Origin of the sequence: Allolucifera butyrica (genome assembly GCF_900476375.1) — a bacterium.
Classification (GTDB): domain Bacteria; phylum Bacillota; class Negativicutes; order Sporomusales; family UPPP01; genus Lucifera; species Lucifera butyrica.
Map to the genome: position 1 here is coordinate 31,780 of NZ_UPPP01000064.1, position 24,849 is coordinate 56,628.

At 47.3% G+C, this 24,849-nt stretch carries 23 protein-coding genes; 19 read left to right on the forward strand and 4 right to left on the reverse strand.

What is annotated here, in order from left to right:
* Positions 1–918 precede the first annotated feature (918 nt).
* The 11 genes from LUCIF_RS08330 (at position 919) to LUCIF_RS08380 (ending at position 11,455) form a co-directional block, all read left to right on the forward strand.
* Positions 919–1,098 (forward strand): hypothetical protein, encoded by a 180-nt coding sequence (locus LUCIF_RS08330; protein ID WP_122627419.1) that lies wholly within the window; start codon positions 919–921, stop codon positions 1,096–1,098.
* A 291-nt stretch (positions 1,099–1,389) separates the two neighbouring features.
* Positions 1,390–2,718, forward strand: a complete 1,329-nt coding sequence (locus LUCIF_RS08335; protein WP_122627420.1) for a TolC family protein — start codon at positions 1,390–1,392, stop codon at positions 2,716–2,718.
* Positions 2,719–2,749: 31 nt separating this feature from the next.
* On the forward strand, positions 2,750–3,904 hold the full coding sequence (locus LUCIF_RS08340) for an efflux RND transporter periplasmic adaptor subunit (protein ID WP_122627421.1): 1,155 nt from the start codon (positions 2,750–2,752) through the stop codon (positions 3,902–3,904).
* Positions 3,901–7,026 (forward strand): efflux RND transporter permease subunit, encoded by a 3,126-nt coding sequence (locus tag LUCIF_RS08345; protein WP_122627422.1) that lies wholly within the window; start codon positions 3,901–3,903, stop codon positions 7,024–7,026. The genes LUCIF_RS08340 and LUCIF_RS08345 overlap by 4 nt, the downstream gene beginning before the upstream one ends.
* Before the next feature lie 590 nt (positions 7,027–7,616).
* Positions 7,617–8,096: a hypothetical protein gene (locus LUCIF_RS08350; RefSeq protein WP_207857245.1), complete on the forward strand. Its 480-nt coding sequence runs from the start codon at positions 7,617–7,619 to the stop codon at positions 8,094–8,096.
* Between the two features lies 1 nt (position 8,097).
* Positions 8,098–8,622 (forward strand): permease, encoded by a 525-nt coding sequence (locus LUCIF_RS08355; protein ID WP_122627423.1) that lies wholly within the window; start codon positions 8,098–8,100, stop codon positions 8,620–8,622.
* Between the two features lie 76 nt (positions 8,623–8,698).
* On the forward strand, positions 8,699–8,995 hold the full coding sequence (locus tag LUCIF_RS08360; RefSeq protein WP_122627424.1) for a CC/Se motif family (seleno)protein: 297 nt from the start codon (positions 8,699–8,701) through the stop codon (positions 8,993–8,995).
* Positions 8,996–9,026: 31 nt separating this feature from the next.
* Positions 9,027–9,974 carry a permease gene (locus tag LUCIF_RS08365; RefSeq protein WP_122627425.1) on the forward strand — a complete coding sequence of 316 codons (948 nt, stop codon included), beginning with the start codon at positions 9,027–9,029 and terminating at the stop codon, positions 9,972–9,974.
* A 12-nt stretch (positions 9,975–9,986) separates the two neighbouring features.
* Complete coding sequence (locus LUCIF_RS08370) at positions 9,987–10,310, forward strand: ArsR/SmtB family transcription factor (protein WP_122626941.1); 324 nt, start codon at positions 9,987–9,989, stop codon at positions 10,308–10,310.
* A gap of 15 nt (positions 10,311–10,325) precedes the next feature.
* Positions 10,326–10,556 (forward strand): thioredoxin family protein, encoded by a 231-nt coding sequence (locus tag LUCIF_RS08375; protein ID WP_122627426.1) that lies wholly within the window; start codon positions 10,326–10,328, stop codon positions 10,554–10,556.
* A 77-nt stretch (positions 10,557–10,633) separates the two neighbouring features.
* Complete coding sequence (locus LUCIF_RS08380; protein ID WP_122627427.1) at positions 10,634–11,455, forward strand: XdhC family protein; 822 nt, start codon at positions 10,634–10,636, stop codon at positions 11,453–11,455.
* Between the two features lie 679 nt (positions 11,456–12,134).
* Here the strand turns inward: LUCIF_RS08380 and LUCIF_RS08385 are convergent.
* A complete protein-coding gene (locus LUCIF_RS08385; protein ID WP_122627428.1) occupies positions 12,135–12,524 on the reverse strand; it encodes a helix-turn-helix domain-containing protein in 390 nt (129 codons plus the stop codon).
* A 379-nt stretch (positions 12,525–12,903) separates the two neighbouring features.
* Positions 12,904–13,131 carry a helix-turn-helix domain-containing protein gene (locus LUCIF_RS08390; protein WP_122627429.1) on the reverse strand — a complete coding sequence of 76 codons (228 nt, stop codon included), beginning with the start codon at positions 13,129–13,131 and terminating at the stop codon, positions 12,904–12,906.
* An 88-nt stretch (positions 13,132–13,219) separates the two neighbouring features.
* On the opposite strand from LUCIF_RS08390, the gene LUCIF_RS08395 reads away from it, so the two are divergent.
* From LUCIF_RS08395 to LUCIF_RS08420, 6 genes are all read left to right on the forward strand, one after another.
* Complete coding sequence (locus LUCIF_RS08395; protein WP_122627430.1) at positions 13,220–13,441, forward strand: helix-turn-helix domain-containing protein; 222 nt, start codon at positions 13,220–13,222, stop codon at positions 13,439–13,441.
* Between the two features lie 396 nt (positions 13,442–13,837).
* Positions 13,838–15,100, forward strand: a complete 1,263-nt coding sequence (gene arcA / locus LUCIF_RS08400) for an arginine deiminase (protein WP_122627431.1) — start codon at positions 13,838–13,840, stop codon at positions 15,098–15,100.
* Positions 15,101–15,151: 51 nt separating this feature from the next.
* Positions 15,152–16,150 carry an ornithine carbamoyltransferase gene (gene argF / locus LUCIF_RS08405; RefSeq protein WP_122627432.1) on the forward strand — a complete coding sequence of 333 codons (999 nt, stop codon included), beginning with the start codon at positions 15,152–15,154 and terminating at the stop codon, positions 16,148–16,150.
* Positions 16,151–16,180: 30 nt separating this feature from the next.
* On the forward strand, positions 16,181–17,602 hold the full coding sequence (gene arcD, locus LUCIF_RS08410) for an arginine-ornithine antiporter (protein ID WP_122627433.1): 1,422 nt from the start codon (positions 16,181–16,183) through the stop codon (positions 17,600–17,602).
* A gap of 25 nt (positions 17,603–17,627) precedes the next feature.
* Positions 17,628–18,563: a carbamate kinase gene (gene arcC / locus LUCIF_RS08415; RefSeq protein ID WP_122627434.1), complete on the forward strand. Its 936-nt coding sequence runs from the start codon at positions 17,628–17,630 to the stop codon at positions 18,561–18,563.
* 213 nt (positions 18,564–18,776) lie between these two features.
* Entirely contained in the window at positions 18,777–19,229 is a 453-nt protein-coding gene (locus tag LUCIF_RS08420) for an arginine repressor (RefSeq protein WP_122627435.1), read from the forward strand.
* 706 nt (positions 19,230–19,935) lie between these two features.
* On the opposite strand, the gene LUCIF_RS08425 is transcribed toward LUCIF_RS08420, so the two are convergent.
* The gene (locus LUCIF_RS08425; RefSeq protein ID WP_122627436.1) at positions 19,936–20,145 is read right to left on the reverse strand and encodes a helix-turn-helix domain-containing protein; all 210 of its coding nucleotides are present in this window, start codon (positions 20,143–20,145) and stop codon (positions 19,936–19,938) included.
* 481 nt (positions 20,146–20,626) lie between these two features.
* Between LUCIF_RS08425 and LUCIF_RS08430 the strand changes: the two genes are divergently transcribed.
* Positions 20,627–21,832 carry a tyrosine-type recombinase/integrase gene (locus LUCIF_RS08430; protein ID WP_122627437.1) on the forward strand — a complete coding sequence of 402 codons (1,206 nt, stop codon included), beginning with the start codon at positions 20,627–20,629 and terminating at the stop codon, positions 21,830–21,832.
* A gap of 190 nt (positions 21,833–22,022) precedes the next feature.
* Entirely contained in the window at positions 22,023–23,822 is a 1,800-nt protein-coding gene (locus LUCIF_RS08435) for a DUF7380 domain-containing protein (RefSeq protein ID WP_122627438.1), read from the forward strand.
* A 606-nt stretch (positions 23,823–24,428) separates the two neighbouring features.
* Here LUCIF_RS08435 and LUCIF_RS08445 read toward each other — a convergent pair.
* Positions 24,429–24,797, reverse strand: coding sequence for a hypothetical protein (locus LUCIF_RS08445; RefSeq protein WP_122627439.1), 369 nt, complete (start codon positions 24,795–24,797; stop codon positions 24,429–24,431).
* Positions 24,798–24,849: the final 52 nt, after the last annotated feature.

The window sequence follows — 24,849 nt, forward strand, 5'->3', positions numbered from 1 at the left end:
ATACTGCCCCCCTTCACCATGTGCCTCCCATTACAGAAGGCCGTTAGGCTACTATTAGGGCTCTCTGCCATATACCGGAGGGGTACTTAGGCAGGTCACGTTTGACTGCTCCATATAGATCCATACGTAGGTATCCGGTTGGTCGTTACCCTGCTTACCACAGGTGTGTCAATGGGCCTGCTTATTCCCAATCTCTCTTATATTGAAAATACCCATTGATACCGGTATGTCCGGCAGCGTGCTTGGCCACAGACCCGGATTCAGCCCACAGGCTTTACCATATATGGCCTGACTCGCCAGGTCACTCGACAGCAGGTGCTGTCTAATCCTGACTTTACCGACATGCTATTGTCTCCCAGAGGCTTTCGCATGAGGTAAGTCGGTTGTCTTACATCGCAACGCAGGAGCGATGATTTCTGTGAAATATATATGAAGCGCACAACGTGCGCACAAAAAGGAGACGAACGACATGAAAAAAGTTTTCCTTGGCCTTCTTGTTTCAGCTTTACTGGTTACCAGCTCCGCTTCCTGTTTCGCATCCGAACCTGCTAAAGAACTCGCTCTCGAAAGGATCTACTCATATCCTGGCATGGCGCCATTCGCTGTGAAAGTCTGGGTACAAGACGATCATAAGGGTACCATTACTTACACCGGGGAATGTTATACCAATGGTAAACTTGACTATCGTACAACAAGTGTTACTAAGTATACCCTATATCCTGAAACCAATTGGATTTCCGAGTAGATATGCGTCCTTAGTTATTGTTTAAGCTAAAATCATTTGGAAAAGCTCAAATGATTATCACTAGACAAGCATTCCTGGAATGCGTGAAATGAACTTTGATCAATAAAAACCCCCTTGATATGATTTATTGTGCATCGCAAATGCACAGAGATCATATCAGGGGGTAGTAAATAATGAAAAACATAGTTTTAAAAGTTAGAAGCGATAACGCTAAGCACATGATTATTGGAGTGGATATTGCAAAAGAATTGCAGAGGACAAGATTGGTAGATTATCGTGGATTAGAATTGGGAAAAGCCTTGAAATGCCGGAACGGCAAAAACGGCTCAAAAGATAATAAAAGTAATTTATAGGGTGAAAAAGAAAAGCAGAATATCAGGCTAAATTAGTCCTTGACGAATTGCGGGAAAAAACAAATTAAGTAGGCGGCATAAGGAAGCAAGAAACCATAAAACACGGTAATGGCATATAGCTAGTGAGTTGTGACAGGATCAGTCTTGGATACTAATGGCGGAAAAAGTAGGAGTATTAAATGGAATTTTATTTTCATTAATTTTCAATACACCGTATTTAAGCAAAATACTATATTTAACGAAGGCAATTCGTTGAAAAATATTCAAAAATAGAGATGGGAGTAGACACTCATGGAACAAATTGATGGCTACCGCAAAATTTTGCTGAAGTGTTTTGCAGTGTTGGTACTCACTTTTTTAATAACACCGCTGACAACTATAGCCGCCGCCGTCGAACCGTTGAATCTTGATGCCTGCGTCCAACTGGCACTAACGCAAAACCATGGATTGCAGGGCTTTAGGCTGGATTTGGCGGCGAAACAATTGCAAGCCAAAGGGGCGGAAGGTTTGGCGGGACCAAAAGTCGATTTAGTAGGGAACTATCAGTGGCAGGAAGACCCGACAGCGATTATTCCGGCGCATGGAACCAATATTCCGCCGGTCTATGGTGATCAACAAGAGCAATGGGGATTTAATCTCAAACAGACTCTTTATGATGCCGGTAAGACGAAATCACTTATCCGATATAACGCGGAAAATGCGGATTGGCAGCAGGTGGAACTGAAAAACCAAACCATGGCTGTAGTGAACAATGTGGTTAAAGCGTTTTACCATACTTTGCAGTTAAACGATACCATTACGGCGGAGCAGGACAGCGTGAAAGCCTTAAGCAGTTTGGCGGATGACATCCGGATGAAATATACGGTGGGGCGCGTGGCTGGGGTGGACGTATTGCAGGTTGAGGCTCAACTGGCGGCCGAGCAGGAGAAGCTAGCCCGCTATCAGAGTGATTATGACCGTCAAGTGGCGCTGTTAAAGTCTTACATAGGCTATGAGCAAAGCCAGCCGCTTACTGTGAAGGGGGCCATCAGCGACTATAAGGCAGCAGCGCCGGTAACCGGTGATATTAAAGACAATCCCGAGGTGGAAAAAAGCCGGATACGACAGACGCAAAGCCAGGAACTTCTTACTTCGGCCAAAGCGGATAATAATGCTCAGATTAGCTTGAACGGCACCTACCGGGTGACGGCGGTGCCGCATTCTGATGCATCGCAGGACGAAATGTGGACAATGGGTCTGCAATTGAGCCTGCCGGTTTTCGACGGCGGGGTAATCAATGCCAATATCCGCCAGACAAAAATTCAGCTTGACCGGGCGAAGGAAAGTTATGCACAATCGATGGCTGATGCCCAGGCTGCTTTGGCAGCCGCTCAGGCTAACGCCGATGCCGCCAAAGTCCGGGTGGAGTCCGCCCGTGTGGCCTGGGATCGCGCCAAAGAAGCTTATCGTATCATGGAACTGTCTTACAAGACCGGTAAAACTTCACTGACCGATGCACTGGTGGCCCAGTCCGCGGCAACCAATGCCGAAGCGGTGTATTACCAGGCTGTATATGATGAGATCAGTGCGAGGGTAGATTTGAAAGCGGTGTACGGACAAACGGCGTATCCGGCACAGTAATGCCAATTTACTGAGAAAAGAGGGGAAAACAATGGCTAAAGTATCTAAAAAATGGCTGGCTGGCGTTATTGCGCTGCTCATTGTCGCCTTGGCGGCCGGACTTGTTATCAAGAAAAAGCATGACTTGGCCGGGCTCGCTAAGCCGGCTGTCCGTCCGACACCCGTGCAAGTGGCGGAAAGCGTTAACGGAACGGTACCGGTAACGGTACATTATCTGGGCAAGGCGGATTCTATGGTGACGGCGGATATCGCCGCCCGGATTACGTCGAACATTTTGGCGATTCACCAGCGGGAGGGGGATATGGTGAAAGCCGGGCAGCTGATGGTCGAGCTGGATGATGCTACGCTGTCCAATAAAGTCCGCGCTGCCGGGGCGGACCAGCGTGCGGCTGAAAGCACCCTGGCTGCGGCCGAGAGCGCTTACAGCACGCAGAAAGCCAGCTTTGACCGCGACGAAATCCTGTATCAGAATAAGGCCATCTCGCAGGAAGCGTATGAGCATGCCAAATCTGCACTGGACTTGGCGGAAAGTCAAGTCCAGGCCGCCCGCCAACGGGTAGCGCTGCTGGCGCAAAACAAGGAAGCAGCGGTCACGGAAAAGAGTTACACCCAACTGGTGGCGCCATTTGACGGCATAGTGGTGAAACGCAGCGCCGAGCCGGGCGATTTGGCCGTGCCCGGCAAGCCGCTTTTGACTTTGCAGGCGCTGAACCAGGGTTATAAAATTATTGTACAGATCCCACAGGAACAAACGTTAAACATAAGTGCCGGTACGCACGCGCTGATTTCGGACGGCAAAGAACAAACGGAAGCTGCTGTAGCCAAGGTGTATCCGGCTTTGGCAGCCAATAGTCTGGCTACCGTGGAAATATGCCTCGACAAAATACCTTTCCAGTTGCCGCCAGGCTCAACGCTGGGGGTTGACTTTATTCTGAAAGACGTGTCTGGCATTATCGTTCCGGCTGCGGCGGTTGTAAAAAACACTACCGGGGCTTTTGTTATTGGGATAACCGATGGGACCGCCCATCATATACCGGTAAATATACTGGGCGAAAATGACAAACAGGCGGTAGTAAGCGGCATTGACGCCGGAGCGGAGGTGGCTGTCGGTCAGGAAAGTCAAATGCTTAAACTGATGGACGGCATGCCGGTGACGGTGGCCGCCGACGGGAGTGAGCAGCAATGAACGGCTGGATTGGTAAATATTTAGCCAAACCGCATCTGGTGTTGTCCTTGGTTGTGCTTATGGCGATCATTGGCATTATCGGCTATTTTAAACTGCCGATAAATTTGTACCCTGATACGGACCATCCGCAAATCACGGTTATTACCGTTGAGCCCGGTGCTGCCGCCGCCGATGTGGAAGCCAAAGTCAGCCGGACGATTGAAAAAGAACTGGCTACTCTCGGCAACGTACTGCGGGTCAGCAGCACCAGCAAAGATGAAGTTTCGGTAGTCAATGTGGAATTTGATTATCAAAAGTCGCTGGATGCCGCCGCGACGGATGTTGCCGATTCACTAAATAAAATTGCCGGGCAGCTGCCGGGAGATATCCGGACTCCACAGATTTATAAGATCAGTCAGGCATCTCAACCGACGGTGGTGCTGGCCCTTTCTCCCCGGCCCGGTTCGCATTTGGATATGGTCCAAGTACGGCAACTGGCGGAAAATGAAATCAAAGAAGAACTGCTGCGTGTCCCGGGCATTGCCCAGACCGAGGTATTTGGCGGTTATGAGCCTGAACTGAATATAGCCGTCGATCCGGACGCACTGGCGCGGTATGGCCTTACGATCGGCGATGTGGCCGGCGCGCTCAATGCCAACAACGTCAATGTACCGGACGGACTGATTATCAAGCAGGGCAGCCAGTTTTTGCTGAAGACCCAAGGCGAATTTATAAAACCGTCGGATGCGGCGAATATAGTCGTAGCGCACCGTCAGACCGGCGACATCTATCTGCGCGATGTCGCGCAAGTAAAGCGCGGCATGGTGGAGCCGCAATCCGCTTACCGGGGCAACGGGCATCAGGCGGTGGGAATGAGCATCTTGCGCGCCCCGACCGGCGTAACCATGGACGGAGTCAATGCGATTGAAAGATACTTGCCGACCTTGCGCCGGCACTACCCCGATATAAAATTTGAAATCAGCGATACTCAGGGCGAGCTGATCCGCGGCAATGTCAACAATATGCGCGATGCCCTGCGGGATGCCATTCTGTTGACGGTACTGGTGGTATTCCTGTTTCTCGGCAATATGCGTATTACCATGCTGGCAGCCATATCCATTCCGTTTACCTACCTGATTACTTTTGCGGTGATGTGGCTGATGGGATATGAATTTAACATGGTAACTCTCACCGGCATTATTGTAGCCGTTGGCATGCTGCTGGACGATGCCATTGTGGTGCTGGAAAATATTGCCCGCCATTATGAGGCATACCCGGATAAACTGCGGGAGGCCGTAGTCGGCGGTACAGAAGAGGTCATGCTGGCGATCTTTTCCGGAACCTATGCGACGGCGATGGTGCTGGTGCCGATTATATTTATCGGCGGCTATGTCCAAACCGTCATGCGCCCGCTGTCCTTATCGCTGTCGATTGCCCTGGTTGCTTCATACATTGTATCGGTGACGGTCATACCCATTGCCGCGCCCCTGATGCTGAAAGCCAAATTTAAGCCCAATGGTATCGAGCGGGCGGCGCTGTTATTTGATAAAACCATTATCGGTTCCATCCGGGATTTTTTTGTTGCGGCGGTGGGCATGGCCCTTAAGCACCGGCTGGTATTTTTGCTGGTTGGAATTATTGCCTTCGGTGCCAGTATCCGGCAAATGCCGTTAATTGGCCGGGATTTGCAGCCGTCCATGGATACGGGCATTATGAAAATCGATTTTGAAAGTGCTACCGATACTTCACTTTCCGAGACTAACCAGATTGCCAAACAGATGGAAAAGTATGTTCTGCAAACGCCGGGGCTGGAAAGTGTTTCGACCATTATCGGTTCGGAACCGGGCATTGTGAGTTTTGGCAGCGGCAAGCTGCCGCAGAGCGGCAACATGACCGTCCGGCTGGTCGACCGGTTTCACCGGCCGGAAAGCATTTGGCAGATCGAAGAAAACCTGCGGCAAAAGTTCAGTACTATTCCGGGATTAAAATATGTCAATGTATATGACTTCGGCGCTACCGCCATGTCCAGCATAAAAGCGCCGGTGGATGTCATGATTTCCGGGCCGGACCGGAGCGTCCTGGACCGCATCGGTGAACAAGTATATCAAGGAATGCTGCAGGTTCCGGGACTGACCACGGTATCGCGCAGTTGGAGCTATGATAAAAAAGAAGTGATTTTTACCGCCAATAAAGAGCGCTGCGCTTTGTACGAAATCTCGCCGCTGGCTGTGTCCCGGCAAATTGCGGAGGCGGTGCGCGGCCTGTCGGCGTCCGTTTATCGCATTGATCAGGAAGACGGCATAGGCTTTGTCGTCCAATATCCGGAGAATAAACGCGACGAGGCGGCCAAACTAGAAGATATGCTCATTCAAACTTTCAAGGGACCCATTCCGCTGTCGTCGTTAGGGACGTTGACTTATAAACATGCTCCTACTCTATATACCCGCCAGGCGCTGCAAAATACGCTGGATATCTACGGTTATCGCGAAAAGGCGGCCATCACTCATCTGGATGAGGGCGTGCAAAAAGCGCTGAATAAAATTAAGCTTCCGGCCGGCTATTCCATTAGCCAGGAGGGCGATTTAAAACAGATGACGGCATCCTTTGGCGCGCTGGGAGCGGCTATGGGGATTGGGCTTATTCTGCTCTATTTCAGTTTGGTGCCGGCGTTTAATTCATTTATGCATCCGCTGACCATTATGTCCGCCATCCCGCTGGGAGTGATCGGCGCGGCGTGGTCCCTTTTAGCAGACGGCAAGCATTCTTCAATGGCCGGTTTTATGGGAATGATTCTTTTGGCCGGGATTGTGGTGAAAAACTCCATTTTGTTGATTGATTTTATCATTGAAGCCCGGGCCAAGGGAAGTACAGTTAACCAGGCAATTGTTGACAGCGTGCGGATACGGACGCGGCCAATCTTAATGACGGCCTGCGGCACGGCTGTCGGCATGGTGCCGATTGCTCTAGAATGGGCGGTCGGGCTGGAACGGTTATCGCCGTTGGCAGTGGTGGCAATTGGCGGTTTAATGGTATCAACCTTCCTGACGTTAATTTATGTGCCAATCTTGTTTACTCTGTTTGAAGATGCAAAACGTGTTTTTAAAAACCGTTTCACGGTGGAGAAGAAAAGTTTTCTTGCATAGCCCATTTTCATGGAGATGGAATATGTACAGCTTCAAGTGACGCTGTACATATTCCATACCTGATAGTTGTAATTGGTGCTATAACAGCAGTCTTGGAAGACTTATGGGTTTGGAATAATTATGTAGTTATGCTTTCACCATCAAGCTAAATAATACGATAAAGCAATTATTTAACCAAATGGGATGCTAAGATTATGATTTAGCAGCTCTTTTTGCATTCGGGCGGAAAAATTATTTTGGTGTGCCAGAAATAAACACCTTGTGCTATTTTGATAAATATATTATAATATGATAAAAATATAATATAAAATAAGCAACAATCACGGATACGATCATTATGACCATGGTCATGGTCGCACTCGTGGCCTGCGGCGGAAGTCAATAAAAAAGTCTGATTAGTGCGTTGCTATTACTTTGGTATTCCTGTCAAGATCCTTTCGACTATATCGCTCTTAGAACAGCAGGGTGGTATTTGGCATATGACGATACAAGTAGTGGAAGAAGACGATGGTGCGAGTTGCTGGAGTAGCAAAAGTGAGATATGTACTTTCTCCCAGCTCCAGTCATTGTAGGGATGGAAGGTGTAAATAGTGGATATTTTGTTTTTTTATGGGTTGGCTGCGACCGGGATTTTATGGTCCTACATGAAAGATCGTCAGAAAACCAGGCAGTCGCTGAAAAAAGCATGGAAAGCGTTTGATACTATCCTGCCGGCGTTTGCCGTTATCTTGCTGCTGATTGGCGAGATTATGGCACTGGTTTCTCCGGCAACTGTAACAGCCGTGTTGGGTGCCAACACGGGGGTCGGAGGGATGATTGCCGCCGCAGTCATCGGCTCCGTCGCCTTAATTCCCGGATTTATCATCTTTCCTTTAGCTAAGACGGTGCTGGCTATGGGGGCTGGCATTCAGCAGGTAGCTGTGTTTATATCCACGTTGATGATGGTGAGCGTCGTCACGGCGCCGATGGAAACTCAGCTTTTAAGCCGCAAAGTAATGTTATGGCGCAATGGTTTGAGTTTACTGTTTTCCTTTGCTGTAGCTTTTGTGCTGGGAAAGGTGGTCGGGTAAAGTGAAAGCACTGGATCGTTATAAGTGGGTCTTGCTGCTTCTCGTGGCTGATGGAGCGTTTTACACCTGGAATCAGACTTTGGGTATGAAAATTGTCGCGCAGACGACCGATAGTTTTATGCAAATGTTAAGCTTTATCCCACCCGTCTTTATTATATTGGGCTTGCTGGATACTTGGGTTCCCCGGGAAAAAGTGGTCAGTCATCTGGGGCCGGGGACAGGGGCTAAAGGACTGGTGCTTGCGATATTGTTGGGCATTGCCAATGCCGGTCCGTTGTACGCTGCCTTTCCGGTAGCAGCAGTGATGCTGAAAAAAGGCACCAGCTTATTTAATGTCATTGTGTTTATCGGTGCATGGGCGACTTTAAAAGTCCCGATGTTCTTGTTTGAGACTCAATTTCTTGGTAGTTCGTTTTCAGTAACGCGCTGGATTTGCGGTCTGACAGGGGTTGTACTTATAGCCTTTATTATTGATCGTCTGCATTCTGATGTTGAGAAACAGGCTATTTATGCTAAGCATCAGTAAGCATAGCTTTTTTGATTGCTGGTAAAATATGTTTGATAAGTGCACTGAGAATAAATCAGATTTATGGAGGATAAGCATGGATATTCGTATTGAGCCGGCGGCTTTGGATTATATTAAGGCTAAGTCGCCGGATAACATAATCACACTGGATGTGGTTGAACGACCGGGCGGGGTCTGCAGTTGCCACGGAGGGCTCCGTTATCCGTCCGTGCAAGTAGGGAAACCGAAAATAATAGAAAACTATGAACTAATAAATATTAAAGAAATGAATGTATACTATCGGCCAATTTTATGTAATATGTTTTCAGGCATAACTATAATAATTGATAAGCTGCTGTTTATTAAATCCCTGGTAGCTATTGGGGATAAATAAGACGCGTACTTGACTAATGGGGGTGTTTAGTGTGTTACAAGAATTTGCAGACCTAATCGTGTATGAGTGGATAGGAATCACGCCCGGTACAAGGCTTGGCGATGCAGTGGATTTCTTTTTCTACGATACCATGAAAATCTTTTTGCTCTTGGTTACCATTATTTTTGTAGTGGCTATGATCCGCAGTTATTTTCCCCCGGAACGGGCTAAAAAGTTGTTAAGTCACAAACGGGAATATGTGGGCAACTTTCTGGCGGCGCTCCTGGGCATTGTTACTCCTTTTTGCTCTTGTTCGGCAGTGCCGCTGTTTATCGGTTTTCTCGAATCCGGTCTGCCGCTGGGAGTAACCTTTTCCTTCCTGATTTCGTCGCCGACGGTGAATGAAGTAGCCCTGGTTATGCTGTGGGGCCTGTTCGGCTGGAAAATTGCCGCCATTTATGTGGCGACCGGAGTGACTATCGCCTTCTTCAGCGGCATCGTCATCGGCAAGCTGCATCTGGAACATTTAGTGGAAGAGTATGTCTATCAAATTAAGATGGGGGAAAGTGAAGTTGCAGTGCCTAACTGGCAGGAACGGGTAGGGTATGCTAAAGAATATACTATTGATATCCTAAAACGGGTTTGGCCCTATGTTTTGGTCGGCATTGGCATTGGCGGCTGGATCCATGGCTATGCACCGATTGACTTTGTGGTGAAATATGCCGGACCGGATAATCCCTTTGCTGTTATTATAGCCGTATTAATAGCTATTCCCCTCTATTCCAATGCCGCCGGAACGATTCCCATTGTGCAGGCGCTGGTGGAGAAAGGGATGCCCTTGGGTACGGCGTTGGCCTTTATGATGGCGATCGTCGCCATTTCCACGCCGGAGATGATTATCTTGCGCAAGGTGATAAAGCCAAAGCTAATAGCCATATTTACTGGTATTGTATCAATATCAATCATTATTATTGGGTATTTATTTAACGCAATTTTATAGGAGGAAGAAGAAATGGCGGAAGAGATTGTTACTAAACTAACAGCGGATTTTTTCAAAACCCTTTCCCATCCGGTACGGGTTGGCATTTTACGCCTTCTTAAAGATGGGGAACGCTGTGTATGCGAGATGATCGAGGAACTTGATATCGAACAATCGAATTTATCGCAGCATTTAGGTGTTATGAAAAAGCAAGGCTTAATTGATTCCAGGAAAGACGGGCAAAAGGTAATGTATCGTGTTATTTATCCTTCCGTATTTGATGTGGTCGACGCAGTGGAGAAAACACTCAGCGAACAGATTGCCCACAGCCAAAGTTTCCTTAAATTTTTAAAATAACAGGAGGTACCGGGCATGAGAATCGAAATTCTCGGCATGGGGTGTCAAAAATGCAGCAACCTTTATGAAAATACGAAACAGGCTGCGATAGAATTAGGTATGAATCCGGAAATCGTCAAAGTAGAAGACATAAAAGAAATTATGAAATACGGAGTCATGACAACGCCGGCTCTTGTTGTGGACGGCGTTCTTAAAGTCGCTGGAAAAGTACCAGGCAAGGAGGAAATCAAGGGCTTTCTCAAGTAAAATGGGAGGGTAAATAATGTGGAATGCTTAAATACTGATATTTATATATGTTATTATCAAGGCTGCGTGAGGGAGAAATGAGAATTCTGGAAGAACAGCTAAAAGCAAGGAAGGCGGGTATCTCTTACGCGGTATTGACGGTAGCAGAGACGGAAGGTACTTCCCCCTGTACAGTAGGCAAAAAGATGCTGTTGCTCGAAGATGGAACGACCTTTGGGACGGTAGGAGGCGGTGCGTTTGAACGTCAAGCGCTTGAAGAAGCTGCCCAGGCAATAAAAGAAAGACAAAGCTTTTATAAGCATTATGTTCATAGTCCCACTTACGAAGAACCGGGTCTGGGGTGCAGTTTTAAAGTGGGATTGCTGGTCGAAGCGGTCAGTCCTGGATTACAGCTTGTGGTTTGCGGTGCTGGGCACGTAGGCGGTGCGGTGCTACAGTTTGCAAAGCTGCTCCATTTTGAAACGATATTAATTGATACCCGGCTGCCAGAGCAAATTCAGGATAAGATAAACATTGCCGACCGTTTTCTTGCCTGTAAGACATATGAGGAAGGCATTCTGGAAGGACGTATTCCGGACGGCGCCTACTATTTATGTTGCGCACCGACGCATACGCAAGATAAATCCGCTCTCAAAGGCGCACTGCAAAAAAGTTTTGCTTATGTAGGTATGCTCGGCAGCATGAAAAAAACAAAAGAAATGTATCAACAGCTTGAAGAAGAGGGGATCAGCAGGGATTTGCTCCTTCAAGTCCACACCCCTGTCGGTCTGGATATCTGCGATATGTCCCCAGAAGAGGTCGCATTTTCTGTACTGGCGGAGATTCTGATGATAAAAAACGGCGGCACGGGAAAATCTCGAAGAGATAGTGTTACAGTGCACTATCCGAAACCAGACTGATACATTATTTGGTATTAAATGTGATTTTCTTAGGAAATATTTATTAAGTGAAGGGAATCTTCCTATGAGTTCAAATTTTAGTTGTTACCTAAAGTCTTTCCAATTGGAAAAGGTTGTTGGGAAAATCGACGGAGTAAAAGATGGGCAGGTGGAGTTTGTGCTACAGGCGTAAGCGGGGGTTATAGCGGTGCTGTGATGTATGATTATGGTAAAATATTTAAAGGTACAGTGAGGAGATTTAGTATAACAGCCTTTCCTTTAGGTTTCTTGCAAGGGGAGGCATGATACTCGTATTAAGTTAGCAACTTTTATTATTTTATAAATGCGAATACAAAAGAGGCAACCCAATAGGTTGCCTCTCAGACTGTAGACAAAAACGCACCCTACGCTTTGCGTAAAGTGCGTTTTTGTCTACAGTCTGAGCACTCCTCCAAAGGAGTGCTTTTTTGATACTTATTTTTAGGACCTAGAAGTGCCCTTACTATGCGTTAAAGGATCATGCTGGCAGTGGAGGAGGCAATGGAGCCTAGGTGGTATCGTGTTCAAAGTTCGCAAAGATGCCAAGATTATCAATAAGTGTATTTACTTAGAGTATCACCATGGAAGGCAGGAAAGAAATACTGGGTTATGGCTATCGAAAAACGAGGGTGCATCCAAGATGCCCTACGGCTCCTGTAGATTACATAATTTTTTTGACGGGATAATACTCGCCAAAGGCTTTTTCAAATTGTATTTTTGTCCAACTGCGTATATCGGCATTTTCATCTTTTAATAATCGCTTTAATACATCTGTCATTTCTTTTAAATCGAGGTCATTTTTCAATTTATCGTTGGGCTGCCTAGTGGAATCAAGGGTACTTGGCCCCGTGCCTGTTAATAACCAATCAATGGAATATCCTAAATTTTCGTGTATTGATTTTAAAGCAAGTGCTCCGGGAAGTGCTGCGCCTGATTCCCAAGAACTAACGTTGCCAGGTGACACACCAATCCTTTTGGCGAGTCTTTCTTGAGAAAGGCCGGCTTCTGCCCGAATTTGTTTTATTCTTTTTATTATATCTGACCCTGGCATAAACTAACCTCCTTGCCCTAATTTTAGGTTGACGATACACCAAAATTAGGGTAAAATTATATTCGTTAATAGATGTTGATGTTTTAGTACCCTTTTAAAGGTGGTACCCATATTTAAAACCAATGGTTTAGCAATGTCTTTGTAATGAAAGGAGCTGACTTTCCGACTTTGTTCAAAATTAGAGGAGAGGTGAGATACAGATAAGCAGCATTACAAGCTGTTAAGCATTGATGCTGCTGAGTTTCGTGTGCTCCAATTTGGTATACATCAGGACGGAAAATGTAATTTAAAGGTAATTTTATTATATCGCACCCGCCGTAAAACGTAAATGCGACTGAAAACACGGCAATATGCGAAAAACTTGGGGCAGCAAAGAATTTTAAGACCTTTTTGGCTTGTCAGATAAGCCGACCAAATAATCCAGTGACACGTTGAAATATTCAGCCAGGGCAATGCTGGCCTCAAGGCTGGGAGCGCGGACGCCCTTTTCCCAATTGTTGATGGTTTGTTTAACTAAGCCCAATTCCTCAGCTAATTGTTCTAAAGTAAGGTTTTGAGACGATCTTAGTGCACGTAAGCGTTCACAAAATATTTCTTTCCTAAACATAAAATACCCCCTTGACTGTCTTCAAAATGTGGACTAAAATAATAATCAAGGTAAGTCTTCTAATTGTGGACTTGGAGAAGGTGGTTAGATGAAACGGTGGCGGTTATATGTAGAACGCACAAAGCGGGGACTTACGCAAGAGCAAGTGGCCTTTCAGCTGGGCATATCCAAACAAGGCTACAACAATATTGAACTGGGCCGCCGCTGTGCTTCGGCGGAAATATGGGACACATTAGAAGACCTGTTTGGCGTTGACCAGCGCGAACTTCGGGCAGTGACCGAAGAGAATACGTTGAGAATGGATTACTAAAGCGGAAAAGTTGGAAAAGAATTAACAACCTTGGGTCCATACCATTTCGCTTTTGTAATAAACACACTAAACAAGCAAGGCAACCATGAATATAAATCGATGTGATTAATACCGACGGAATGGTGTTGCCTTAGCGTAGGAAAGGAGCTGATTTTACCTGCTTGTTCCAAAATCGAATAGAGGTGAGGTGAGAGGAAAAAGCAAGCAGCATTGCAAGCCGCCAAGCATTCATGCTGCTGGTTTCGTGCGCCCATTTTGCCGTAAACAGAGGGCGTACGGAAGAAATTGTAAACAACTTTATTATAGCCTATCTCATTAGAAACGTAAATACAAACCAAACCGTTACAAAGTCCTTTGCCCATTAGGGAGTAAGTCCCAAGAAAGGATGATTCACCTATGGAGAATGCAATACGCAAACCAGAGGCAGCGGAAGACTGCCTGCATGTTACCTCGGAGATTGGCCGGCTGCGGTCGGTGCTGCTGCACCGGCCCGGGCCGGAAGTGGAAAACTTAACGCCGGACCTGTTGGCGCGGCTCTTATTCGATGATATCCCTTATCTGGAAGTGGCCCAAAGCGAACACGACTACTTCGCCTCGGTCTTGCAAGGAAATGGGGTGGAAGTGCTGTACCTGGAGCAGTTAGCGGCGGAAGCCCTGACCGACGACCGGGTTAAGGCGGAATTCATTCGCCAGTTTATCGCCGAAGCGGGGGTTGAGAATGACCGTCTGCGATGCGCCTTGGCGGACTACTTTACCGGGTTCGATAACCCCTCGCTGGTCACCAAAATGATGGCCGGAGTCCGGCGGGACGAGCTGTCCGGCTATCCGAACAGCACCCTGTCCGACCGGGTCCACGACGGCTATCCCTTTGTCTGCGATCCCATGCCCAACCTGTATTTTACCCGGGACCCCTTTGCCACCATCGGCAACGGCATCACCTTGAACCACATGCGGACCCAGACCCGCAACCGGGAGACGCTGTTTGCCCAAACTATTTTCGCTCATCATCCCCGCTTTCAGGGGGCGCATATTCCTTGCTGGTTCCAGCGGGAAGAGAGCACTTCCTTAGAGGGCGGCGATGAGCTGATTTTAAATGAGAAAGTGCTGGCTATCGGCATTTCCCAGCGAACCGACGCGGCGTCGGTGGAGAAAGTGTGCCAGCGGTTGTTCGCCGACCAGGCCAGCTTTGAGACCGTGCTGGCCTTTCATATTCCCGCGTCGCGGGCCTTCATGCATCTGGACACGGTGTTCACCATGGTGGACTACGACAAGTTTACCATCCATGCCGGCATCGAAGGGCCGTTGACGGTGTATGCCATGACGCCCTGGCGGGACCGCACCGGCGCAGTACGGCTCAAGATTGAACCGCTGCATCAAAAACTGGAGACCATTCTGGAACGGTATCTGGACCGGAAAGTGACCCTCATTCGCTGCGGCCAGGGCGACCCCATTCATGCCGCCCGGGAACAGTGGAACGACGGGGCCAACACCTTGGCCATTGCGCCAGGGGAAGTGGTCGTCTATTCCCGCAACCATGTGACCAACCGGATCTTAGAGAGCTACGGGATTAAATTGCATGTCATTCCCTCGTCGGAACTGTCTAGGGGCCGGGGCGGTCCGCGCTGCATGAGCATGCCCCTGGTGCGGGATGATGCGTGAACGGGGAAATTGGAAATTGGATGTTGGATATTGGGGAAGGAGAACAAGAATATGGGATTCAACTTGCGCAACCGCAATTTTTTAACGCTCATGGATTTTTCCGCTAAGGAAATTCATTACTTATTAGATTTGGCGGCGGAACTGAAGCGGGCTAAATACACCGGGACGGAACAGCCCCGGCTCAGTAGGAAGAATATCGTTATTTTGTTTGAAAAAGATTCTACCCGGACCCGCTGCTCCTTCGAAGTGGCGGCGCTCGATCAGGGGGCGCACGTCACCTACCTGGGACCGACGGGCAGCCAGATGGGAAAGAAGGAGTCCATCGCCGACACCGCCCGGGTGCTGGGGCGGATCTACGACGGCATCGAATACCGGGGCTTTGACCAGAAAGTGGTGGAGGACTTGGCAGCCTATTCCGGCGTGCCGGTCTGGAATGGCCTGACCGACGCGGACCATCCGACCCAGGTATTAGCCGATTTTTTAACCGCCCAGGAACACCTCCATAAACCCTATAACCAAATGGTCTTTGTCTATGTTGGCGACGGGCGGAACAACGTGGCCAACGCCTTAATGATCGGCGCGGCCAAACTGGGCATGGACTTCCGGATCGTGTCCCCCGAAGGGTTATTCCCCTCGGACCGCCTGGTAGAACAATGTCGCCAACTTGCGGAAGGGAGCGGCGCGAAAATCACCATCACCCCGGACATTGCCGCCGGGGTGGTCAATGCCGATGTCCTCTACACGGACGTCTGGGTGTCCATGGGCGAGCCCGACGCGGTCTGGGAACAGCGGATCAACTTATTGCAGCTTTATCAGGTCAACAACCGGATGCTGGCGATGACCTACAACCAGAATGTTGTTTTTGAACATTGCCTGCCCGCCTTTCATGATCTGAACACCCAAGTTGGGAAAGAGATTCACCGCAAGTTCGGCTTAACGGCTATGGAAGTGACGGACGAAGTCTTCGAGGGCGCCCATTCGGTGGTCTTCGACGAAGCGGAAAACCGGCTGCACACGATTAAGGCCGTGATGGTGGCCACCCTGGGATAGTAAGAATACGCTAAAGGGAGAGGATTTACTTTGGCAGACGATAAAAAACTGGGTTTGATTGCCTTAATCGGTCTCGTGACCGGGTCCATGATCGGCGGCGGCGTCTTTTCCCTGCCCGCCGACATGGCCCGCGGCGCGGGCGCCGGGGCCATCCTCATCGGCTGGTTGATCACCGGCATTGGCATGATTGCCCTGGCTCTGGTCTATCAGAATTTAGCGGTCCGCAAACCGGAACTCAATGGCGGCGTGTACAGTTACGCCAAGGCAGGCTTCGGCGACTACATCGGTTTTAACGCCGCCTGGGGCTACTGGCTGAGCGCGCTCCTGGGCAACGTATCCTATGCGGTCATGCTCTTTGGCGCGCTGGGTTATTTCTTCCCCGTCTTCGGTACGGGGAACAACGCCGTATCCATTGTCTGCGCCTCGGTTCTGGTTTGGACCTTGCAGGCGCTGATCCTGCGGGGTGTGAAAGAAGCCGCGCTGGTGAATGTTTTGACCACGATTGCCAAACTGGTGCCGATCTTCCTGTTCCTGCTTGTCCTGGTTGTCGCTTTTAACCTAAAAACCTTTACTTTCGATCTTTGGGGACAAGCCAACACTTCTTTAGGCAGTGTACTGGACCAGGTCAAGAGTACCATGCTGGTTACCTTATGGGTCTTTATCGGCATTGAAGGAGCCGTGGTCATTTCCGGCCGGGCGAAAGACCGGCGGGACGTAGGCAAGGCCACCGTCATGGGGCTGGTTGGGACATTAGTCATTTATGTGTTCGTATCGGTCCTGTCGTTAGGGGTTATGCAGCAGGCTGACCTGGCGAAATTGGACACCCCGTCCACGGCCTATGTCCTGGAAGCGGTGGTCGGTCCCTGGGGGGCCGTGGTCATTAACGCGGGCCTGGTGGTTTCCCTGTTCGGGGCGCTGTTAGGCTGGTCCATCCTGGCGGCGGAAATTCCTTTCGTGGCGGCCCGGGACGGCATTTTGCCGAAGATTTTCCGTAAGGAAAATCAAAACGGCTCGCCAGTCAACTCGCTGATCTTAACTAACACCCTGGTGCAAATTGCGCTGGTTCTCACCCTGGTTTCCAGCAGCACCTATCAGGCCCTGTATTCCATCGCCAGTTCGGCCATTTTGATTCCCTATCTGTTCAGCGGCCTGTATGCCTGGAAGCTGGCCGCTACGGGCGAAACCTATGACGAGAACCCGGCGGGGCGAAACAAGGACCTAATGACGGCGGTCCTGTCCAGTGTCTATGCGGCCTGGCTGATCTACGCGGCGGGACTGAAATATATTTTGCTGGTGACGATTCTGTACGCAGTGGGCATCTTCGTATTCCGGCAAGTAAAACGGGAAAACCAGCAGCCCGTGTTTGCCGGTTATGAGAAAGTGATTGCCCTGTTATTCGCCGTGGCCGGGACGGTGGCCCTGGGCCTGCTGGCGACAGGCGGCTTGAGTTAGGATGAGTGAGGAGAGGAGAATCCCTATGAAACTGATTGTAGCCTTAGGCGGCAACGCCTTGCAGGCGGAGGGCCAGCCTGCCACCGCGGCGGCGCAGCTTGCCGTAGTGAAAGAGACGGTGGTCTATCTGGTGGACCTGATTGCCGGCGGCAGCCAGCTCGTCCTCGTCCACGGTAACGGCCCCCAGGTGGGGCGGCTGGTCTTGCAGAACGAATATGCCCGGAAGATTACCCCAGCGATGCCGCTGGATGTCTGCGGCGCCATGAGCCAGGGGCTGATCGGCTATCACCTGCAGCAAGCCCTGCGGGAGGAACTAAAGCGGCGGAATATCAAAAAACCGGTGGTTACGCTGTTGACGCAGGTAGTGGTGGACCGGCACGACGCGGGGTTTCAGAATCCCGCCAAACCGATTGGCCCGTTTTATACCAAGGAAGAAGCGGCAGTCCTGCAAAAAGAGCAGGGCTATGTGATGGTGAATGACGCGGGCCGGGGTTACCGGCGGGTGGTGGCGTCACCGGAGCCGCAGCAGATCGTGGAGCTGGAATCCATTCGGGAACTGGTTGACGCGGGGGAAGTGGTGGTTACCGTGGGCGGCGGCGGCATTCCGGTGGTGGAAGAGGGCGGCAGACTGGAAGGAGTAGCCGCGGTGATTGATAAGGATTTGGCCGCGGCCCGGTTGGCGGCGGATCTGGACGCCGATGCTTTGGTCATTTTAACCGCCGTAGAACAGGTAGCGGTCCACTTTGGCAAGCCGGACCAGAAGAATCTGGCGCAGATGAGTTTGCAAGAAGCCGCAAAGTATATTGCCGAGGGGCAGTTTGCCCCCGGCAGCATGCTGCCGAAGGTGAAGGCGGCGATGCAGTTTGTGGCGTCAAAGCCGGGACGGCAGGCGTTGATTGCCTCGTTGGCTAAGGCGAAGGAGGCGTTGGAGGGACGGAGCGGCACCCGGATTGTGCCGTAAGTACGAAGCTTCAGGGAGGGGGACGGGACGATATTGCTTCACTGTGTTCGCAATGACAGGCTGGGCCCATTGGGTCTTTCTTGGCAATGACAGGCTACGGGATGGAGCGCGGCAATCTTGGCTTTTCCGAGAAGAGCAAAGTAGTTTTTTTATTTACAGTCTGCCCCGTCTAGTTCATAGACGGGGCAGACTTTTATAGGGGAGGGAACGGGAATGAAAACGAAACGGCAGGTCCTGATTGAACAGATTATTGACCGGCAGCGGATCGGAACGCAGGAAGAATTGCTGGCAGCGCTGCGGCGGGAAGGGATGGACGCTACCCAGGCGACGCTGTCGCGGGACCTGCGGAAACTGAGGCTGAGTAAGGTGGCTATGGCAGACGGCGGCTATCGTTATGCGCTTCCGGGACGGCATGATCCCGGCCCGACGCCCAGGGAGCGGCGGGTGATACGGAAGGCTGTTTTGTCGCTTGCTGCCAGCGGTTCATTGATCGTGATTCACGTGCTGCCGGGCATGGCTCGGGCTGTAGCCCGCTGGATTGACGCGCTGTCGTTATCGGCAATCTTAGGGTCGGTGGCGGGGAATGATACTGTCTTTGTGGTGGTAGCCATAGGAGGGGCGGAGGGAGTTGCGGCGCAGCTTAGGACTTTGATAAAGGGTGGGTAAGTGGGTGTTGGTTAGTGGTTGTGAAGGCATCAGACGGGTGGAGTGATTTACTGCGTAGGTTTATTGATGCTGATAGGCAATGGATAACAAAAATTATTCTCTAACAGACTAGACCATCGTCACGGGCTGAAACCAGTAAAATTAAGGCTAGTGACAATGGTGACGGTAGTGACGATGCTTTCGGGGGTTTTACTAAATCCGAAAGTGACATGCCTAATGATAGAAAATAGTTGCGGTGAAGCAGGGGAAAATCGGATATGTAGAAAATCACAATCAAGCAATTCACATAATAAACGAATGGTAACGTTATAGTAACGGAGTACAACATTCCCAAGGGACGGAACATCCTCTCCGGACCCTACAACAAAAAAGAAGTAGAGTGCTCTAATCGGAGTATCTCAAATAATGTTCCATAGAAATGTAATGATATAGATCGGCGTTTTGAGTGAAGAAGGCGGGTGGGACGTTGAATATGGGAGAGAAACGTAAGATATCTGGGGTGAACTTGTTTGAATCCCTAAATTTGCAAAACAACTCAAACAAGATGGGCTTATTAATTTTCTGGAAAATTATCACAAAGTTAAGATTTTAATGGGGAAATGTAGAGACATAACAAGGCAGGGAGCTATTAGAGGTTGATATAGTAATAAAGAATGGGCCACTCCGTTTTGGTTAGCGGCGTGGCCTTTTGATAATGATAGCTTAGCTACTTTTTTGGTAAATATTCTAATAAATCCCCTGGTTGGCAATCTAAGGCGGCACAAAGTTTCTCCAATACATCCCAGGTTACGCCCTTTGCTGTTTCGTGATATAGAGCGGTAACAGTATTTCGAGCTATTCCCGCCTCTTTGGCAACTTCAGAAATGTTAATTCTTTTTTCGCCCATTATACGACTGAGATGACATTTTAAGGACATATATCTAATCACTCCTTTGCACATATTGTAGCATCTTCAGGTGATAACGCGCAATGACATAATCAAAATGTGATTGACGAGTATGCTCAAAGATGCTATCATGTAGATAATTGATATGAGCAAAATGATTACATGTATGAACAATGAGGGGTGGGTCGCTATTAAAACAAGGGGGATTTAGAGAGCAGCAGTTTATATGGCACTGTAACCCGATTAAGGAGGTGAAGAGAAGCCGAATAAAATGGCCGGGTACTGCTGAACAGTACACCGACTAGATAAAAGCGAGATATGCAAGCTTTTTGCCATCAATTTAATCCTATAGACGATGAAATCACAGTCAAATATAGGAAGGAAAGTAGGAAGAGACAAACGGCTTGCCGAAGGGCTGGTTGATGAAGCTTTTAGAATATCTAAGGTTGTAGCAAGATAGGTGATGGTGGCGGGCGCTAATCCCGCCGTTTACTTATAAGGGGTGTTGTAAATGGCCGGAAGGCGATCAAATGGTGAAGGGACAGCTTATTATAACGAAAAACGCCAGCGCTGGGAAGCGCAGGCAACTTATAAAGATACAGATGGCAAAACCAAGAGAAAAATGTTTGTTGGTAAGACTCAGAAGGAAGTTAATAAGAAGAAAAAGGAATGGATCAAAAACCTAGAGGACGGGCTGCTGCCGGAAGCGGATAAATTGACTGTTGGTGCATGGGTTGATCGGTGGTTAGAGGACTTTGTAAAACCTTCTGTCCGTACAAAAACCTATGAAAAATATTATAGCTGCATGAAATATGTTAAGGATCGATTTAATGATGTGCTAATTACTAAACTATCGGTTCCGGACATACAACGGCTATTTAATGAGTTGTTAATTACTGGCGGTGAGAAGAAACAAGGACTTTCTTCTTCAACGGTTCGGGGTATACGGCGCTATTTTATCGGGTGCTTAGATAAAGCGATAAAAGTGGGACTCTTGGTTAAGAATCCGGCCAAGTTGACAGACCCGCCCAAGCTGGTCAAAGAAGAGATTCATCCGTTAAATAAAGAACAAGCTAAGAAGCTGCTGGACACAGCCAGAGAACAGGCTAAATTAAGTTTGGAATCACCTAGAAAAGGAGCTGAAATGTCGCAGAGCGATTTATATGTGGCTGTTTATATAGCGTTATCCACTGGTATGCGACTGGGGGAGGTGCTGGGACTGAAATGGGATGATGTTCACTATGAACAGAAGTATATTACAGTCAGAAGGTCAAGAGTAGGTACTCAGCACGGCTTTAAAATTGAAGAGCCAAAAACCGGTGTAGCCCGTAAAATACCGGTGCATGAGGATTTAATAAAGACACTGAAGAAGCAACAAAAGCGGCAGGAGTGGCACAAAGAAAAGCTTGGCGACAAATATGAGGATAACGGCTGGATTATTGGTGGGACGTTTGGTAAATGCTATTATCCAAAGCATTTTTCTTCTAGAAAGTATAAGGCACTTTTGAAAGATGCCGGTATCGATACTAGTTTTACTTTTCATGATCTGAGGCATACACATGCCAGTCTGTTGCTGCTTGACGGTATTAATCCAAAGATCGTGCAGGAGCGGCTGGGACACGCAAGCATTGAAATGACTTTGGATACTTATTCTCATTTATTGCCTGATACTCAGGATGTGGCCGTGCGGGCGGTGGCAGCGTTTTTGGTTGGCTAATATTTATTTGATAATAAAAACGAAACGTATAATGCTTTTTATTTAGTATCACGCCTAAGTAAAAAGCTATGTTTTTTTAGATACATAATGTTTATGAAAGGGAAAAACGGATGAATGACTAACTTTTATTAAAAGAAATATAGCAAAGATACTTGACTGAAAATATAAAGAAGATTTTGGGGTGATAGTTATGTCAGAAAGGTACACTATAGAAGATAGCGACTCGTATCTGTGGGAAGAAGTTATAGATTTATTAGATGAAAAAACATGTTTAAATTATCATTCAAAGTTCTTCGAGAAAATGCGTAGTGTAGAAACGACTGACAATAATAAATCTAAAGAGGTGTATAAATTTTTAGGAGATATTACGTCGCTTTGTCCGAATTATGATTCAAGAGACGAGCCATATAAAGCTCTAATAGAACTTGGTGCTTCTCGTAGTGCCATTCTAGACGACTTTATTCCTTCTATTGAGACCTTGAAAGAATTGATTCCTAAAATAACAGATCCAGAACTTAGGGCACGAATTGCTGATGTTGTTTGGATTATTAAACATGATTATAATTTCGCCAATATTGCGATTCAAGCTTATTTGGGAAGCTATAATAACTTATTAAAAATTGAGATGTTTGGTCCTAGCATTGAAAGAATTAAAAGAGCAGTACAATTGATAAACTATTTGGGTAAAAATAAGAAACTATACACACAAGTGACGGATATTATTGAAAATACATTAGAGCGATTTCAGGAAATTGTAACTTTGAACTATGATTTGATAAAGATCCTTTTAGAAATGGAAACTGGTAACCCTGATAAATATTCTGTACTTACTGAAAAGTTCGCAAAGAAGTCGGAATATAATAGAAATTTTTACTGGGCACGTTGGTATTGGGATTTAAGTGCTAGGTGGTATTCTAAGAAAAAGGATGTTTATAAAGTCAAGGAATGTCGAAAATCAGCTGCTGAAACTTTTGTAAAAGATGCAGATTTGGAATTGGAGAAGGAAAAACCCTCGTATAATACAGCAGCTTCTCATATATTAAGCGCAATTGAAGGCTTACGTAGAGTTGGTGGCGAGAAAGAACGGATCGATGAACTTCATTCTCGCTTGCTGGAATATCAAAAAAAATCTATGAGCGAAATTGGAACTATAAAAATAGAGTTGCTAACACCAGAACAACATGACTGTTATGCGGAATATGCAAAGAAAAGAGTCCGTGGCAAAAGTCTGGGCGATGCAATTAATGTTTTTGCATATATAGCCTCTTCTCCAAAAATGAAATCACTTCGAGACAACATTGATAAAATGGCTAAAGAATACCCGTTACAGTATGGTATTACGGGTGTTGTTGTTAATGAATCTGGAAAGATCGTTAAGCGGAAACCTAGTATGATGAGTGATGACCCTAACCAATTAGAGGCGGCAATAAAGGCAGAAATGTTTATGGCGGCTGTGTTGGTTCGTGCTCGTAACTTTGTGGGATTAATCGAACCGGCAAGGAGGGAGCTTCTTTTAGAGCATAAGGTAAATAAATGCGACTTGTATGATTTGGTAAGCTACAATCCGTTTATTCCTGATGGACGCGAACGAATATTTGCAGAAGGACTTTATTACGGCTTTATAGGTGATTTTCTTTTAAGTACACACTTATTAATTCCTCAACTTGAAAATTCTATAAGATATATACTGGAAGCTACGGGAGGATATGTTCCGCCTTTAGATGATGCTGGTATTCAGTTGGAGGCAAATGTAAATTCCTTACTTTACAATGAAAAGCTAACACAAATTCTTGGTGAAGATATTGTTTTTGATTTACAAGGTCTACTGATTGAAGAATTCGGCAGTAATATGCGAAATAAACTAGCACACGGCTTGATAGACTTTTATGGGTTTTATGATATAGAATCAGCCTATATTTGGTGGATAACACTTAGGTTGTGCTGTGGCTACAAATTAATTTACTTGAAACAAATTGGAGAAGAAAAATGAAGATTTAGGCAGGCAATTAGGCAGGCAATACTCTATAGAAGCAATAAAAAATCATAGACTGCAAATAGTTAAAACCCCGGCAAAGTGTTGATTTTGCGGGGGCTATAGACTGTGAATTTTGTATAAAAAGGCTTTGGTTGTTCTCCGGAGCCGGGAGCGCAGGTTCGATTCCTGCCGGGCGCACCATAAGAGAAATCAGGCACTTGCGGATTTGACGCAAGTGCTTTTTTCATGCTTTGAGGAACAAAATCTCAAAGTAAAAAAAGCCTTCCAGTAAAAAACTGAAAGACTTGAATTTGCTGGAGCGGGAAAAAGAGAATCGAACTCAATGTCTTTGGTTAGAAACCAACGCTTTACCACTAAGCTATTCCCGTAAGTTAAACTTATTATATAGGGGAAATGTGTCAAGAACGTGACAATAATATGGAGATTTAAATTTTATGAGAAGATATGATAGATACAAATTATTTTGGGTTAAAAAAGAAGAAAAGGAGGCCCAGCCATGGATAAAAGCAGCAAAAAAAGGCCGGATTCAAAGCATACTGCCCTTGTACATCTTCCGGTTCCTCCGGGAGGGCGCAAGGGCAGTAGAGTGACTACTTAAGTTCAGGGCTTTTTAATGTTATTTAGAGTATAAATCGACATCCTGTTCATTTGGCCGATAATTTCTAATGCGTCTAAACCTAATGGCTTTTTTTCTGCCGGTTTTTTGTCTTTCGTTTGTTCTTCGGAGGACTTTTCTTTTTGCTGCTGTTTTTGCTGCTTAGAATCAGCGTCTGGATTTACGTCAATTTTGGCCGAGTGTTCTGACTGGAGACGGGTTTTAGGCTTGACCTTGGTTTCTTTCTCATCCATGGAAAAGACATTTTGCATGTCATTGATTTTTTTTCCGTGGCCATGACCGTGTCCGCCACCGCCATGGTGAACTTGAGTGTTTTGGATTTGATTCTGTATGGACGATATGTCATTAGACATTGCAATTCACCTCTGTATAATCGTATAAAACAAATATGAAGAAATCATGACA